Origin of the sequence: Halomonas sp. PAMB 3264 (assembly GCF_031954245.1) — a bacterium.
GTDB lineage: Bacteria > Pseudomonadota > Gammaproteobacteria > Pseudomonadales > Halomonadaceae > Vreelandella.
Window position 1 is genome coordinate 725394 of record NZ_CP134866.1, and the last position, 15629, is coordinate 741022.

A 15629-nucleotide genomic window follows, 5' to 3' on the forward strand; every position below is an offset into this window, starting at 1 on the left:
GGATTGGTTTTGAAAAATAAAGTAATAAATTGCGATTAATGGCTGTTTTTGTGCTACTTAAAAGGCAATGGTTTGACTAGAAAAATCATACGATAATTTATAAAAAATAAAGGCTATAGAAATTATAATACTTGTCGCGTCGGCTTGAACGATCAAGCGCTCTTCGCTGGATGTAATGCTGTTGTCATACTGGGTCCGGTATAAAGAAATGCCCTCCTGATACTTATCTTATCAGCTCGCCTTAATGGGCACGAATAATGTCTACGCTGCATACTTTAATATGCAGGTAACTTGCTGAATTTAAGCCATCAACACATTTATCTGCGTGTGGACAGCATTGATTTTAAACTGCTCAATAGTACAAGGATGTAGGCAAAGGTATGATAAAACTAATCCGAAACAGTACGTAAAACTGCTCCAAACACCGTAGTAAACGGTGAATGCCGTATCGACAGCTCGTGAATTCGAGCGCTCGTTGAGCTGAATTGGAGTCGACTGCTATGTTATCGCGCTTATTGCACCCCTTATTTCGTCTGCCAAGACCTCAAAAACGCCTGATTCAGTTAGTGGTTGATGCCGGGCTGATAACGGTTAGCTTTCTGCTGGCCATGTTCTTGCGGCTAGATGGTTGGTCCTTTGTGTCCAACTCCAACGTCTGGCTGGTCTTACCTGCCATTATTCCTATTAGTCTTTTCATCTTTGCGCGACTGGGATTCTACCGAGCAATCATCCGCTTCATGGACATGCAGGCGGCGACGACCGTTCTAGCCGGCGTATTAGCATCCACGATGGTACTGATCGTGGTCAACTACGTCGCGCTTTTACCTATTCCTCGTTCGGTACCTTTCATTTACGCCATGCTCGCCATGTTGACCATCGGCGGCGTACGAGCGGTATTGAGATCACTCTACTCTCGCGGTCAGGTACGTTACAAAACGCGTGTATTGATTTATGGCGCGGGCAGCTCTGGGCGACAGCTGGTCGTGTCGTTTCGTAGTGGGAACGAATACGAGCCCGTATGCTTCGTGGATGATGACAGCGAAGTACAGCGCTCCACTATCCAGGGGCTCAAGGTTCATCATCCCCGCGCCGTTCAAGGCCTGATCGATGTTTATGGGGTTGAAAAAATTCTGCTGGCGCTGCCCAGCGCGAGCCACGCGCGCCGTCGGGAAATTCTCGAGTCACTGGAAGACCTGACGGTCCCGGTACAAACGGTTCCCGGCATGGCCGATGTGATTACTGGCAAGGCCAAGACCACAGAAATTCGCGATGTGGCCGTCGAGGACCTGCTGGGGCGCGACCCGGTACCGCCCAACCCTGACCTGATTGGTGCCAATATCTCCGATAAGGTGGTACTAGTCACCGGGGCGGGTGGATCGATCGGTAGCGAACTGTGTCGGCAAATTTTACGCCAGCATCCTACCAGACTGCTGCTTTTGGAAGTGTCTGAATACAACCTGTACTGCGTCGAGCAGGACCTGCGTGGCCTTGCCCAGGAAGAAGGGCTGGAGCATGTAGAGGTACTGGCGTTATTGGGATCGGTGCAGCACACCGAGCGCCTTCAATCCGTCATGACCTACTACCAGGTGCAGACGGTTTACCACGCGGCGGCCTATAAGCACGTGCCCATGGTCGAGCACAACGTGGAAGAGGGGTTGGTCAACAATGCCATTGGCACGCTCAACTGCGCGCGGGCAGCCGTCGCCAGCGGTGTCAGCGACTTTGTGCTGATTTCTACAGACAAGGCCGTGCGGCCGACCAACGTGATGGGGGCGACCAAGCGGCTGGCAGAGCTTGTGTGTCAGGCCATGTCTAGCGCACAAAGTAACACCCGTTTTTGCATGGTACGTTTTGGCAACGTGCTGGGCTCCAGCGGCTCGGTTGTGCCCATGTTCCGTCGTCAAATTGCCGCGGGCGGGCCGGTCACCGTTACTCATCCTGAGATTACGCGTTATTTCATGACCATCCCCGAGGCTGCCCAATTGGTCATCCAGGCCGGAGCAATGGCCAAGGGTGGCGACGTATTCGTGCTGGATATGGGCGAACCCATCAAAATCACCGACCTTGCCACCAAAATGGTGCGTCTGTCCGGATTCGACCCCTACGTGACGGAGCCGAACCAGACGAAACACTCGCTCAATGGCGATATCGAGATTCGCTTTACCGGCTTGCGCCCGGGGGAGAAGCTCTACGAGGAGCTTCTCATTGGCGAGCGCGTGCGAAATACGGCCCACCCGCGCATCATGTCGGCTAACGAAGTATCGCTGTCCCTCGAGGAAACCGAGCGCTTGATGAGCGAACTGATGCGTGCATGCCGGAGCAGTGATTCTCGACGCCTTCAGCAGCTGTTGATCGATGCGCCCTTGGGCTATGCCCCCAACAGCGAGCTGGTGGATCACCTGTGGCAGTGTCCGGTACGCAAGGAGGCCGTTCTGACCGCCAGGCACGGTGACTTCGACAGCGGCCCGGCTTTGCACAGCGCCGCTTAAATTTTAACGCGCGAAACGCCGATAGGCTTGAATAGCGCATCGATTTAACCGACAACACCTCAAGAGCCGTTCGTCCTACACGCTGATCTCTTTCAGCGGTAGAAGGCGAACGGCTCTTTTTTATGTTCAAGCGGGCCGGCCAGCGATGGCTGGCAGGGCCCCAAGGTAGCGGTGGGGCGTAGGGAGATAAGACCAGTGTCAGGCCACTGGTTTTATTCACGCGTCTCTCGCGAATATTCTCAATGTTTAATCAAGTCTCACTGCCTGTAATACGACCGACTACTCCCAGGCCGGAAACGGATCCGGCAGCGTCTTCCAGGCATCGAACCCCTCCAGCAGCTCTTCTTCGTTCAAAAGACAGTCGTCCAAAGCGGCGCGCATACGGGCTTTATCCATGTGCTGGCCGATGAACACCAGCTCCTGACGCATGTCGCCGAAGGGTTCGACCCATTTTTCCTTGATGAAATCACGATACTCCGGGTCCGTGGGCCAGCGCGACTCGGGGATCGCTTTCCAGAACATGCCGGCGACGCCGTGATGGGCAATGCCGCCGGCCTGGCTCCACTGGCCGGCCCACTGGGGGCGGGTGGCCAGCCAGAAAAAGCCTTTCGAGCGCAGCAGCCCTTCGCCGAACCAGTCCGCGTGCAGCAGCTCAAAAAATTTGCCCGGGTGGAAGGGGCGTCGCGCGTGGTAGGCGAAACTCGAAATGCCGTACTCTTCGGTTTCCGGCACGTGCTCGCCGCGCATCTCCTTGAGCCATCCCGGCGCGCGCTGGGCGCGCTCGAAATCGAAGCGCTGGGTGTCGAGCACCTTGTTCAGCGCCACCTGGCCCTGGCGGATCGGGACGATCTCGGCGTCCGGGTTTAGTGAGGTCAGCACCGCTTTTAGCGATTCAAGCTCACGCTCGCTCATCAGATCAACCTTGCTGACCAGCAACACGTCGCAAAACTCGATCTGATCGACCAGCAGGTCCGCCACGTTACGCTCGTCCTCTTCCCCCAGGTGCTCGCCCGCCTCTTCGAGGCTTTGAGCCTGCTGGTACTGGGTAAGAAAGTTGGCGCCATCGACGACGGTGACCAGCGTATCCAGACGCGCAACGTGAGAGAGGCTCTGGCCCTCTTCGTCCTCGAAGGTGAACGTTTCGGCCACCGGCAGCGGCTCGGAAATACCGGTAGACTCGATTACCAGATAATCGAAGCGCCCCTCGCGGGCAAGCTTACCTACCTCGACGAGCAGATCCTCGCGCAGTGTGCAGCAGATGCAGCCGTTGCTCATCTCGACGAGCCGCTCATTAGAGCGGTTCAACGCCACTTCCTCTTCTGATGCCTCGGTAGGGCCGCCACGAACCAGGGCGGCGTCGATGTTGACCTCGCTCATGTCGTTGACGATCACCGCCACGCGGCGGCCTTCACGATTGGCCAGAATATGGTTGAGTACGGTGGTCTTGCCGGCGCCGAGAAACCCCGAGAGCACGGTAACGGGGAGGGGGTGGAAGTCAGACACGGTCGATCTCTCTACTTTTAATGTTACGTTATACTATATCAATCAAAAGAGAGTTGAAATATGTTTTGCTCAACGTGATCTGGTCATGGTGCTGTGGAATGCCCCCGCGGGGGCAGGGGGATTAGAAGCGTTTGTACTGGGTCGGGCAGTAGCCGCGCTGAATGGCGGGCGAGCGAAGCGCGCGGTGTTTGGTTGCTCGAGCACTAACGCGTCGGCGCCAGAGTTTGAACGAGCCGGGTTTGAGCGCGTGGCGCATGACATCGACGACATCGTGCTCGCCCAAACCGTACAGGCCTTCAATGGCTTCAAACGGGGTACGATCCTCCCAGGCCATTTCGATGACGCGGGAGCGGTCTTCTTCGGGAAGTCGCTTGAAACGTTCGACGGACGCTTTGGCCATGGGGCATACCTTCCAGAATTACGGTGGTCAGGATCACAACTGGTTGTTTGGACATGTTTGTTTGGAACTGCTTGTTGTTTGGAGCTGCTTGCTTGGACACGATCCGCGGTGCTGCGTTCGCCTGGACGCCAGGGGTTACTTTTCGTTCGGCGCCTTTTGATGAAGGCGCGCCGCCAGACTTTCGGTGATATCGAGGATGAGCTTACGATCCTGCTGCTCGAGCGGCGCCAGCATGTCTTTCATTCGGCTCGCTTGATCGTCGGTTTGAAGACTCACTTCACCCAGCAACTCGGCGGTCTCGCAGTTGAAAATCGCGGATAGCTGTACCAGACGTATCACGTTGGGAATCACTCGCCCCCGCTCGATACGGGAGACGGCTTCGTTACCGATCCCCAGCCGCTCAGCCACTTCTTCCTGGGTCATCTGGCAGCCTACGCGCCGTTTGGCGATTGCACCGCCGATGTGACTGGCGATATGTTCCCGTTCTTTTTTCGTCACGTTGCCCTCCCAGTGATAAAGAATGGTTAAGGACCCACCTGTTGACATGAAGGACTAAGCGAGTTGAGTATCAACTCAAGAGGTTGGTAGGCGATAATTAAATTTGTCGAATCAAATCATTGGCGCTGGCTATGTGGGGCGTGCCGAGGCGTGGGCGGTCCTTGCACAAATGCTGCGGTAAATTCGTCACGTTCAGGGTCAAGAACGGGCGCAAGAAGCCGATATAGCTTCCAATGATGTTGAGTGGGAATGATGCCGAGTGGGAATGATGTTGCGCGGGAATGTAGGGCGGGTGAGTCGTCAATGAGAACTTTCGTGCCAGCTGCACAGTTAAATTGTTATATTCGTATTAGCCATATGTTGTAAAAAGATAGCACCGCACTGAGGCTGACGGTCCTCACTGTGGGTGAAGAGGCATCGGTATCGACGCCGTTAATGGATCAACTTCAAGGCGTTCAACTTCATGCTCTCAGACTCTGCGCCCAGTATCCTGCAGCAGCTCTCCAGAAGCCTTCTTCGCAGCAGCCGTGAAGAGTTCTTCGAGCAGTTGACCCTCTCGTTGTCAGCGCTTCTGGGCGTCGATCACGTGCTGGTCGCGCGCATCGATGCGCATCAAAGCCTCGTTTCTCCGGTAACGCTCTACTCCAACGGGCAGTGGCTTCCTCAAGCGCCGTTCCCGATCAAGGGAACCGCCTGCAGCCAAGTGAGCCCGAGCAGTGAGTTCTTTGCCGAGGCGGGCATTTGTTCCCGCTTTCCCAATGATACGCAGCTGGCCGCGCTTGATGCCCAGGGGTATCTGGGGGTGCCCATGCTGGATGCCGATGGCAACTGGCTCGGGCTGATCGCGCTGATTCACTCCTCGCCATTGACGCTTCCCGATTTCGCCGTCGATACGCTGAGAATCGCGGCGTCACTTGCAAGTTTCGAACTCTCTCGCCGTTTGGCTGGCGCCAACGCCAATGTGCGTATCGCCGGCCAGCGCCGGGCGCTCAAGCTTTTAAGCGAAGGCGGCGAGGCGGTGTTCAATGCCCAGGATGAAACGGCGCTCATGCAGAGCTGCTGTGATGTGGCCGTCGACACTGGCGGCTACGCCGCTGCCTGGATCAGCCGCCCGGGTCCTCTGGGCCGCGCCGATTCGCTGAGTGTGAGGACGATGGCCGACCGGGACGGCCAGGAGATCGCCTGGTGCAGTCCGCGCCAGCTGATGATCAAGCGCTACAGCCGGGCCTTGACCCAGACCGCATTCGCGACCGGCAAGCCGGTCTTTATCACAAAGCCAGGCCAGACCGGTGGCGTCAACGAAACGGTCGCCTCCACCTTATGCTCTCTGGGGGTTAAAGCATTCATCGCGCTGCCGTTGATGTTTCGCGATACGCCTTTGGGCGTGCTCAGCTGCTACCACGCTCAGGAAACGTGCATTTCCAAAAAAGAGCGTAAGGTCCTGGGCGATCTGGCCAACGATATCGCCTTTGGACTGGACAGCATCGTGCGCCGACAAAACGAGCAGCGCATTCAGCACGCGGTGGCCCACGTGGCCACGGCGGTGTCGGCCAACCACGGCGAGGCGTTTTTGTCTCAGCTCACCGCCCACATGGCGACGGCGCTCGATGCCCAGGTGGGGTTCATCGCTCGGCTCGACGCAATGGAGCCAGGCGTGGCGTCGATGGCGTCGCTCAATATCAGAGGCGAAGAGCAGCCTGGCATTCGCTATCGAATAGCCGGCGTGCCCTGTGAAGACGTTGTCAATCACAAAGAGTGCGTGGTGCTCGAAAATGCCGCCATCCGTATGCCCGCCGAGTCCAACGGCGAGCTCGACTGGGTCAACGGCTATATCGGTCGCCGATTGGACGATGCCCAGGGGCAACCGATCGGCGTTGTCGGCGTCATGTTCGAACGGCCCCTGGAGGACACCCACATCGCTCGCACGGTGCTGCAGATTTTTGCCGCACGGGTCGCCTCGGAGCTTTCGCGTCAGCAGGACGAGAGCCGCATTCGCGAGTTGGCCTACCGCGACGAGGGCACGCGCCTGCCCAACCGGGCGGATTTCATGCAGCGACTGGTGCAGCACGTGGGACAGACACCACCGCGTTCGTTGGCGCTACTGCTGCTGGGCCTTAACCATTTCAAGGAAATCAACGATATCGCCGGCCATTATGTCGGCGATCTGGTGCTTAAAGAGGTCGCCAAGCGGTTCTCGACGGTGCTGAAAGAGCGCCACTATCTGGCAAGACTGGGCGGCGACGAGTTTGTGGTGCTGTGTCTTGACGCCGGCCAGCATGAAGCGATCGAGATCGCCACCCGGCTTCAGGACTCGCTCGTGGCGCCCGTGGTCGTCGAGCAGCATACGGCGGACGTCAGCGCAAGCGTCGGCGTATCGGTGTGCCCCGACCAGGCGCGCACCGCCCAGGGGCTCCTTCGATACGCCGATATCGCCATGCATCAGGCCAAGCGAGCACCGTCGAGCGCGCGATTGTTCGAGCCGTGGATGGAGCAGGCCATGCGCGAAAAGCTCGACATGGCCAAGCGGCTTGCCATCGCCATCGCACACAAGACGCTGACCCTGAACTTCCAGCCCCAGGTGAACCTGCACACCCGCGAGTTGATCGGCGCCGAGGCGCTTTGTCGCTGGCAGGACGAGGTGCTGGGCTTCGTCTCGCCGGGTGATTTCATCCCGCTGGCCGAGGAGCGCGGCATGATGGTCGCGCTCGGGCGCTGTGTCATCGAGAAGGCGTGCCAGCAGCTCGCCCAGTGGAAAGGCCAGGGGCTTTCGCTTTGCGGGCAGCTTGCGATCAACGTGGCGGCGGATCAGTTCGACGACAACGACCTGATCGACACGCTGTTCGAAAACTGCAGCCGCTATCATATTACCCCCTCGATGCTGAGTCTGGAGCTGACCGAAAGCGGCATTATGGTCAACCCGGAAGAGGCCGTGGCGATCACCCGCTACTGCAAGGAGCAGGGCATGGGCCTGGCCATCGACGACTTCGGCACGGGCTACTCCTCGCTTGCCTATCTCAAGCGCTTCGCCGTGGACAAGATCAAGATCGATATCTCCTTCATCCGCGACATGCTGGTCAGCGAAAACGACCGCATTATCGTCGCCACCATCATCGCCATGGCCCATACCCTGGGGCTCGAAACGATCGCCGAAGGGATCGAAAGCCAGGCGCAAATCGAGCCGCTGCTCGAGATGGGCTGCACGCAAGGGCAGGGCTATCTGTTCGACCGGCCGCTCACGGCGTCACAGTTCGCAACGCGCTGGCTTTGAACGCGTACCCAACGTTCGCCCCCTTTAACGCGTCAACTCTCTTTACTCACCACGTCGGATTTGCCGAAACTTGATAGGCGAAGCGCCTGGTTGGCGCTAAGGTGAACAGAAGAGAGACCACACACGGCGTCGGCGCCCGCCGGCGGGGTCAAGCGCACAGGGGGCAATCATGACCAGGGCTTACCATACCCAGGTAGGGAGTCGTCGCTACGGCTTTTCGAATCTGGCCGAGCTGATGGCCAGGGCCACGCCGGCCCGCTCTGGTGACCGGTTGGCCGGCGTCATGGCCGAAAGCGCCGAAGAGCGCGTGGTCGCCCAGATGGTGCTGGCCGAGCTTCCGCTTTCCACCTTTCTCAACGAAGCGCTGGTGCCCTACGAAGACGATGAGATCACTCGGCTGATCATCGACGACCACGACGCCGCCGCCTTCGCGCCGATCAGCCACCTGACGGTCGGCGATTTTCGCAACTGGCTGTTATCGGATCAGGCCACCCCCGAGGTGCTTGCGCGTGCGCGCGCTGGCATTACCCCGGAAATGGCCGCAGCGGTGAGCAAGCTGATGCGCAACCAGGATCTGATTCTGGTAGCGAAAAAATGCCGCGTCGTCACCGCCTTTCGCAACACCATCGGCTTGCCCAACCGGCTTTCCACTCGCCTGCAGCCCAACCACCCGACCGACGATGTCACCGGGATCGCCGCGAGCATTCTCGACGGGCTTTTGTACGGCAGTGGTGATGCGGTGATCGGCATCAACCCGGCCACCGACAACGTTGCCCAGAGCGTGAAGCTGATGCGCCTGATGGACGAGGTGATCCAGAAGTACGAGATCCCCACCCAGTCCTGCGTACTCACCCACGTGACCAACACGCTGGAGGCGATCGAGCAGGGCGCGCCGGTGGATCTCGTCTTTCAGTCGATCGGCGGCACCGAGGCCACGAACAAGAGCTTCGGCTTCGATCTGGCAACGCTTGCCGAGGCCGAAGCCGCGGCGCAGTCGCTTGACCGCGGCACGGTCGGGCGCAACGTCATGTATTTCGAGACCGGCCAGGGAAGCGCACTTTCCGCCGATGCCCATCATGGCCTCGACCAACAGACCTGCGAGGCGCGCGCCTACGCCGTGGCGCGCAAGTTCAACCCGCTTTTGGTCAATACCGTGGTCGGCTTCATCGGCCCGGAGTACCTGTTCGACGGCAAGGAGATCACTCGCGCCGGGCTCGAGGATCACTTCTGCGGCAAGCTTCTGGGCGTGCCCATGGGGTGCGACGTCTGCTACACCAACCACGCCCAGGCTGACCAGAACGACATGGACAACCTGCTCACGCTTCTGGGCGTGGCCGGCTGCAATTTCGTGATGGGCATTCCGGGTTCGGACGACATCATGCTCAACTACCAGACCACCTCGTTTCACGATGCGCTCTACGCGCGCCGGGCGCTGGGCCTCAAGGCCGCTCCCGAGTTCGAGCAGTGGCTTGCGCGCATGCAGATTTTTGAGGATGTCGATACCCACCGGCTAAACGACCACGTCCCGAAGGCGTTCGCGAAAAGCCTGCGCCGTCTACCCGGGGAGGCGAGCCATGAGCAGTGATCACACGCCAACGCCACGCTCCTCTACGGAGCAGGGCCTCGACGCCGGCGTGGTCGACAACCCCTGGGCGACGCTTCGCGCTTTCACCGATGCGCGCATCGGTCTCGGTCGCGCCGGGGTGAGTCTACCTACCCATAAACTGCTGGAGTTTCAGCTCGCCCACGCCCAGGCCCAGGACGCGGTGCACTGCCCGCTGGACATCGACGCGCTGAAGGCGTCGCTGAAAGAGGCGCTTGATCTCGACGCCGAGCCACTACTGCTGAAAAGCCGGGCAACGGACCGCGCCACCTACCTGCAGCGCCCGGACTACGGCCGCCGGTTGAGCGACGAGGATCGCGAGCGCCTCGAGGCGCAGACGGACAGCACCGAGCCCAGTGATCTTGCCATCGTCATCGTCGACGGCCTCTCGGCGCTGGCGGTACAGCAGAACGGTGCCCCGTTTCTGAAGGCGCTCGACCAGGCGCTGAAGCAGGATACTAACGACTGGCGCCTGGCGCCGGTGACCGTCGTCGAGCAGGGCCGCGTGGCCATCGGCGACGAGATTGGCGCGCTGTTGAACGCCCGCGCGGTGCTGGTGATGATCGGTGAGCGCCCCGGGCTCAGCTCGCCGGACAGCCTCGGGCTCTACATGACCTGGGCGCCGGAAGTGGGGCTTCGAGACGACCGGCGCAACTGTATCTCCAACGTGCGCCCGGCCGGGCTCGAGGCCGACCAGGCGGCGCTTAAACTCCTGCTGCTGCTCAAGGAGGCGCGCGAGCGACAGCTTTCCGGGGTCAAGCTCAAGGACCGAAGCGAGGACGACGTGGTCGAGGGCATAGGCTCGACCCGCAATTTCCTGGTCGCCGACTGAGGCGGCCAGGCGCTTTACACCGCGCGCGACACGGGCTACAACGGGACGTGATCTGACAAGGAGAGCGTCATGTTGACAGGCGAACCCGTGGGCGAGCGCCACCCAAACGCTGGCACGCCGCCGCACCTGGTAGTGTTCACTGGCTCCGGCATCAGCGTCGAAAGCGGTATCAAGACCTTTCGCGCCAGCGATGGCCTCTGGGAGGAGCACCCGGTCGAGCAGGTGGCGACCCCGGAAGGCTTTCGCGCCGACCCCGAACGCGTGCTCGCCTTCTACAACCAGCGCCGAGCGCAGATTCGCCGCGCCCAGCCCAACGCAGCACACAAGGCGCTGGCCACGCTCGAGCAGGACGGCTTTAACGTCTCGATCATCACCCAGAACATCGACGATCTGCACGAGCGGGCGGGCTCGCGCCACGTGCTGCACCTTCACGGCGAAATTTTGAAAGCGCGCTCCAGCGTTGACGCGAGCCTTCGCTACCCGGTGGCCGGCGATATGACCCTGGGCGATCTTTGCGACAAGGGCAGCCAGCTGCGCCCGGACGTGGTCTGGTTCGGTGAGTCGGTACCGCTTTTCGAGCAGGCCTGTGAGCTTGCAAGCCAGGCAGACTTCTTTCTGGTCGTGGGCACCTCACTTGCCGTGATGCCCGCCGCCTCGCTGTTGTCTTATATCGGTGTCGATGCGCCCTGCGCGCTGATCGACCCGGACGCCGATGCGCTGACCCCGCCGGGGGTGCTGGCGATCAACACCACCGCCGGGGAAGGGGTGCCGGCATTGGTCGAGCGCTGGCGCCGGCAGCGAAGTCTAGCGCTTGACTGAGTTGGCCGGAAGCCGCGATAAAGCAGCACCGCTGTGACAGCGATCAGCTAAAGGTAACAAGGAACCACTACATGAGCGATGACACCACGGACCTCGAGGTGTTGGATCATCAAAACGCCGAGCGCGCGCGCTTTACCCTGGCGCCTTCCCTGACGACGCGCACACTGGCGCCGGCACAAATTCCCGTCATCGACCTGGGCCCGTTGCTCGATCAGAGCGACCCGATGAGCGTCGCCAACGCGATTGGTCAGGCGTGTGAACGCACCGGATTTTTCTATGTGCGCGGTCACGGAATCGACCCCGGGCTCGTCGAGCAGGCGTTTACGATGGCGGCCGGTTTCTTTGCGCGCCCCCTGGCGGAAAAGGAGGCGCTCAATATCGTCGGCTCGGGGCTCTCCTTGCGCGGCTACACGCCACTGTTTGGTGAAAACGTCGACCCAAACAAAAGTCGCGACTTGAAAGAGTGCTTCGATCTGGGGCTCGATGAGGCCGAGGTGTCGCCGTTTCGTGGGCCCAACCGGATGCCGGCCAAACCCGAGGCGTTCAAGGCGGTGTTCGAGCGCTACTACGCCGAGATGCTGACGCTGGGCCATCGCCTGGTGGGGGCCATCGCGCTGAGTCTTGGGCTTTGTGAGGATTACTTCGCGCCGCGCCAGAAACGGCCCATAGCGATTCAGCGACTGCTGCACTACCCAAGCCAGGCCGGCGCGATCGGTGAAGAGGAGATCGGTATCGGCGCCCACACCGACTATGGGCTTTTGACCATCCTCGCGCAGGACGCCGTAGGTGGTCTGCAGATTCGCCATTGCGACGGTACCTGGATCAGCGCGCCGCCCATCGACGGGGCTTTCGTGGTCAATATCGGCGACCTGGTGCAGACCCTCACCAATGACCGCTACGTGTCGACGCTGCACCGGGTGGTCAACACCAGCGGCCGACAGCGTTACTCGCTGCCGTTCTTCTTCGATCTCGATTTTGAGGCCATGGTCGAGGTACTACCAAGCTGTACGAGCGAAAGCGTCCCGCCGCGCTACGCCCCTTACGCCAGTGGCGCGCACAAGTTCGCCCGCTACGCCGCAAGCTACACCCATCTGCGTGATACTTCCTGCTTGGAAGCCCTGGCCGAGTGAATTCGGCCAGAGCACACCCGGCGTGCTGGCATCGGTTCAGCGCTGACCCCATGGGAAAACGGCGAGCCCGCTTGCGCTTGGTGCTCGCGGGTTCGTCACGCGAGCGGCGCTGCTTTATACTCTGCGCCCTTTGATCGTTTGGGTGCGCCGATGTCTGCCTCTGATACTCCCTCTGAATTGGCTTCGTCTGCCGAGCATTCGCGCCCGCCACGGCGCGAGTTCAAGGCGCGCGGCAGCTTCGTGATTCGCTGTGAAGGGTGCAACCTGCCCAAACTCAACTGCCTCTGCCCCTACAAGGTGAGTGTGGAGAGTTACGCCCAGGTGTGGCTTTTGACCCACTCGCTCGAGCACTTGAAACCCACCAACACCGGGCGGCTGATTGGGGACGTGCTAAATGAAACCCGCGTTTTCACTTGGGCGCGCACTGCGCTCGACCCCGAGCTTGAAGCGCTACTGCAGGATGCGCGCTACGCGCCGTTTCTGATCTTTCCCGACGACCAGCCGGACTACGCCGACCGCGTGGTGGGAATGGACGCGGTGCACGCGGTAAAGGCCTGCGACCGGATACCGGTGTACGTGATTCTCGACGGTACCTGGCGTCAGGCGCGGCGCATGTTTCGTAAAAGCCCTTATCTCGATGGCCTGCCGGTACTGCCGCTTCGCACCGAGCGTGAAACCCGCTACCGCCTTAGAAAGCCCGCCTCGAAAGCGCATCTATGCACCGCTGAAGTGGCCACCGAGCTTCTGCGCCAGGGCGGCGATATTGAAGCGGCAAACGTGCTCGACGACTACTTCGACGTGTTCAACGAAAGCTACGCGGCGAGCCGTTTCTATCGCAAAATCGACGAGCCGACGCCCGCCATGGAGCGGCTATTGGCCAAACGGGCGGATATTTAAAGGGTTGAACCGGTTTCAAGCGCTTGTTTGCGCCGGCAGCCAGCGGCGCAGCACCTTGCGTACCCAGTACCAGCGGTTGATCAGCAGCGCCAAAAAGATCAGCGCGCAGCCCGAAAGCTGTAGCGGGGTCATGGTTTCATTGAACCACCAGGCGGCAATCAGCGCGGTCCACACGGCTTCGAGCATCAGGATGACCGAGGCGTGGCTCGGCGTCGTCATGCCCTGGGCCTTGATCTGCAGGAAGTAGCGAAGCGAGCTTGCCAGCACCACGCTTGCCAAAAACCAGCCCAGCACCGGCGTACTCAGCGCCATGGGCTGGCGCTCGAAGATTAGCGAAACCAGCGTCAGCACCGCACCCACCGCCAGAAGCTGCAGCGTGGTCAGCGGAAGGGCCGCCACGTTGCGCACCACTCGCGTGTTGACGTTGATCAAAAGCGCAAAGCAGAGTGCGGCGCACACCATCAAAAGTTGGCTAAGCTCGACACGAAAGCCCGCGTTGAGTGACAAAAGCCCAAAGCCTGCCAGCGCCACGGGCAGCGCGATCCAGGTCGTGCGCGGGGGCGTGTCGCCAAACAACATGCCGAGCACCGGCACCATCAAAATCCCCAGGCTCGTGATAAAGGCACTTTCGCCCAGGTGCGAGGAGACGCTTAGTCCCATGATCCAGAAACCGGTCGCCAGGCTGAACAGCAGCCCAACGAACAGGCTTCGCCGCACCCGCCGGGCGGGCAGGCGCGAAAGCGAAGGCCAGGCAAAGCCCAGAAGGATCAGTCCGGCAAGCAGAAAGCGGCTGCCGATGAACAGAAGCGGCGGCATGCCGGCAAGCGCTTCTCTGGAAAAGATCCAGCCGCCGGCGGCCATGAGCGTCACCAGCAGCAGCAAGGCATCCGCCTGCCAGGGCGCACGCTCGATTCTATTCACGCCGCGCTTCCAAACAGCGCCCCGGCGATTCTAAAGCCCGCCACCCAGGTACCCACCGCCGAGCCGAGGGTGGCCAGAATGAACACCAGCAGCGTGCGCGAGACGCGGTTTTTCCACCACCCCTTGAGCGCGGTGACATCGTGTCTGAGCGAGGAGAAGTCGCGCACCTTGGGCTTGCGCATGTAAAGCTCGACCCCGGCGGCCACGAACCCGGCGCCGATGGTCGGGTTGAGCGAGGTCAGCGGGGCGGCGAAGAAGGTGGAGATGATCGTGACCGGGTGAGCCAGCGCCAGAATCGTCGCCCCACCGGAAAGAATACCGTTGATCAAGAACCACTCCAGCACCAGCTGCCAGCCAAGCTCGGTGTTGCGCGAAAAGCCGATCGCGAAGCCCGTAATGACCAGCGCGGTGATCAGCCAGGGCAGTGCCTTCCAGAGCTTCGACGGCGGCGGCGTATGCTCGAGCGCCTCACGCTCGGTGGTCGGGTTCTCCGGCAGCCGCGCCTCCAGGTGCTCGGCGGTGCCTTTCAGGTGCCCGGCGCCGAGTACCACCAGCACGTTCTTGTAGCGCCCGGGTGGGGCTTGCTCGGCAAGGCGCAGCGCCATGTAGCGGTCGCGTTCGCGAATGAGCGGCGTGTAGAGGTTCTCCGACTCATTGGCGAACTCGCTAAAGGTCGCCTCCAGCATGTCGCCCTCCTTGAGCTTCTCGATCTCCTCCTTCGAGACGTCCTGGCGCGACATGACGCTGCCGATCAGCCCGGTGAACAGCGACATGCGCTGCCACCAGGGCACGTTGCGATAGATCCGCTTGAGCGTCACGCCGACGTCGCGGTCGATCATCAAAAGCGGCAGCGCGTGGGTTTGGCTGGCCTCAACCGCGGCGCGCATCTCGGCGCCGGGCTGGATGCCTGACTGCTCGGCGATGCGCTGCTGAAACGCGCCCAGCGCCAGGCTTGCCGCCACCATGCCCGCCTTGCCCTGCTTGAAGACCTGAAAAAGGTCCTGCTCGCCCATGGCGTCCGGGTTGGTCATGCTGTGGTGGCGGGCGTCGCAAAGTTCGATCGCCACGGCGTCGAAGGCGCCGCTGTCGAGAAGCCGCGTCACGTCGTCGGCGCTTTGGGCCGACACGTGGGCGGTGCCCAGTAGCGTATAGCGGGTGCCTTCGATCTCGATGGCCTTCAGCGGGCCGCTGGTCGCGGGCAGCGTCTCGAACTCGCGGCCCATCGGGGGGTGAGCGTCGTGCGTCATGGGTATCTCGCTAACATAAGGT

General features: G+C 60.8%; 12 protein-coding genes. 7 read left to right on the plus strand and 5 right to left on the minus strand.

The window, feature by feature from the left end:
- Positions 1–500 precede the first annotated feature (500 nt).
- A complete protein-coding gene (locus RN347_RS03345) occupies positions 501–2489 on the plus strand; it encodes a nucleoside-diphosphate sugar epimerase/dehydratase (RefSeq protein ID WP_311960177.1) in 1989 nt (662 codons plus the stop codon).
- Between the two features lie 279 nt (positions 2490–2768).
- Here RN347_RS03345 and zigA read toward each other — a convergent pair whose 3' ends face one another.
- From zigA to RN347_RS03360, 3 genes are all read right to left on the minus strand, one after another.
- Complete coding sequence (gene zigA / locus RN347_RS03350; protein ID WP_263585000.1) at positions 2769–3992, minus strand: zinc metallochaperone GTPase ZigA; 1224 nt, start codon at positions 3990–3992, stop codon at positions 2769–2771.
- Positions 3993–4113: 121 nt separating this feature from the next.
- A complete protein-coding gene (locus RN347_RS03355; protein WP_311960178.1) occupies positions 4114–4392 on the minus strand; it encodes a TIGR03643 family protein in 279 nt (92 codons plus the stop codon).
- 135 nt (positions 4393–4527) lie between these two features.
- Positions 4528–4890 (minus strand): helix-turn-helix transcriptional regulator, encoded by a 363-nt coding sequence (locus tag RN347_RS03360; RefSeq protein ID WP_311960179.1) that lies wholly within the window; start codon positions 4888–4890, stop codon positions 4528–4530.
- Positions 4891–5353: 463 nt separating this feature from the next.
- On the opposite strand from RN347_RS03360, the gene RN347_RS03365 reads away from it, so the two are divergent.
- The 6 genes from RN347_RS03365 to RN347_RS03390 all read left to right on the plus strand — a co-directional run bounded on the left by RN347_RS03365 (position 5354) and on the right by RN347_RS03390 (position 13439).
- Positions 5354–8158, plus strand: a complete 2805-nt coding sequence (locus RN347_RS03365; protein WP_311960180.1) for an EAL domain-containing protein — start codon at positions 5354–5356, stop codon at positions 8156–8158.
- A gap of 169 nt (positions 8159–8327) precedes the next feature.
- Positions 8328–9743 (plus strand): ethanolamine ammonia-lyase subunit EutB, encoded by a 1416-nt coding sequence (locus RN347_RS03370; RefSeq protein ID WP_311960181.1) that lies wholly within the window; start codon positions 8328–8330, stop codon positions 9741–9743.
- Positions 9733–10593, plus strand: a complete 861-nt coding sequence (gene eutC / locus RN347_RS03375) for an ethanolamine ammonia-lyase subunit EutC (RefSeq protein WP_311960182.1) — start codon at positions 9733–9735, stop codon at positions 10591–10593. Before RN347_RS03370 ends, eutC begins: the two co-directional genes overlap by 11 nt.
- 69 nt (positions 10594–10662) lie before the next feature.
- Positions 10663–11412 carry an NAD-dependent deacylase gene (locus RN347_RS03380; RefSeq protein WP_311960183.1) on the plus strand — a complete coding sequence of 250 codons (750 nt, stop codon included), beginning with the start codon at positions 10663–10665 and terminating at the stop codon, positions 11410–11412.
- A gap of 71 nt (positions 11413–11483) precedes the next feature.
- On the plus strand, positions 11484–12542 hold the full coding sequence (locus RN347_RS03385; protein ID WP_311960184.1) for a 2-oxoglutarate and iron-dependent oxygenase domain-containing protein: 1059 nt from the start codon (positions 11484–11486) through the stop codon (positions 12540–12542).
- A gap of 150 nt (positions 12543–12692) precedes the next feature.
- The gene (locus RN347_RS03390) at positions 12693–13439 is read left to right on the plus strand and encodes a DTW domain-containing protein (RefSeq protein ID WP_311960185.1); all 747 of its coding nucleotides are present in this window, start codon (positions 12693–12695) and stop codon (positions 13437–13439) included.
- A gap of 15 nt (positions 13440–13454) precedes the next feature.
- On the opposite strand, the gene RN347_RS03395 is transcribed toward RN347_RS03390, so the two are convergent.
- Positions 13455–14360: a DMT family transporter gene (locus tag RN347_RS03395; protein WP_311960186.1), complete on the minus strand. Its 906-nt coding sequence runs from the start codon at positions 14358–14360 to the stop codon at positions 13455–13457.
- Entirely contained in the window at positions 14357–15607 is a 1251-nt protein-coding gene (locus tag RN347_RS03400; RefSeq protein WP_311960187.1) for a TraB/GumN family protein, read from the minus strand. Before RN347_RS03400 ends, RN347_RS03395 begins: the two co-directional genes overlap by 4 nt.
- Between the last annotated feature and the right edge of the window lie 22 nt (positions 15608–15629).

Bases quoted from the DNA above. Each gene is read 5' to 3' on its own strand.
- RN347_RS03385 (WP_311960184.1), top strand. From the start codon at position 11,484: ATGAGCGATGACACCACGGACCTCGAGGTGTTGGATCATCAAAACGCC.
- eutC (WP_311960182.1), top strand. From the start codon at position 9,733: ATGAGCAGTGATCACACGCCAACGCCACGCTCCTCTACGGAGCAGGGC.
- RN347_RS03345 (WP_311960177.1), top strand. From the start codon at position 501: ATGTTATCGCGCTTATTGCACCCCTTATTTCGTCTGCCAAGACCTCAA.
- RN347_RS03370 (WP_311960181.1), top strand. From the start codon at position 8,328: ATGACCAGGGCTTACCATACCCAGGTAGGGAGTCGTCGCTACGGCTTT.
- RN347_RS03400 (WP_311960187.1), bottom strand. From the start codon at position 15,607: ATGACGCACGACGCTCACCCCCCGATGGGCCGCGAGTTCGAGACGCTG.
- RN347_RS03390 (WP_311960185.1), top strand. From the start codon at position 12,693: ATGTCTGCCTCTGATACTCCCTCTGAATTGGCTTCGTCTGCCGAGCAT.
- RN347_RS03365 (WP_311960180.1), top strand. From the start codon at position 5,354: ATGCTCTCAGACTCTGCGCCCAGTATCCTGCAGCAGCTCTCCAGAAGC.
- RN347_RS03380 (WP_311960183.1), top strand. From the start codon at position 10,663: ATGTTGACAGGCGAACCCGTGGGCGAGCGCCACCCAAACGCTGGCACG.
- RN347_RS03355 (WP_311960178.1), bottom strand. From the start codon at position 4,392: ATGGCCAAAGCGTCCGTCGAACGTTTCAAGCGACTTCCCGAAGAAGAC.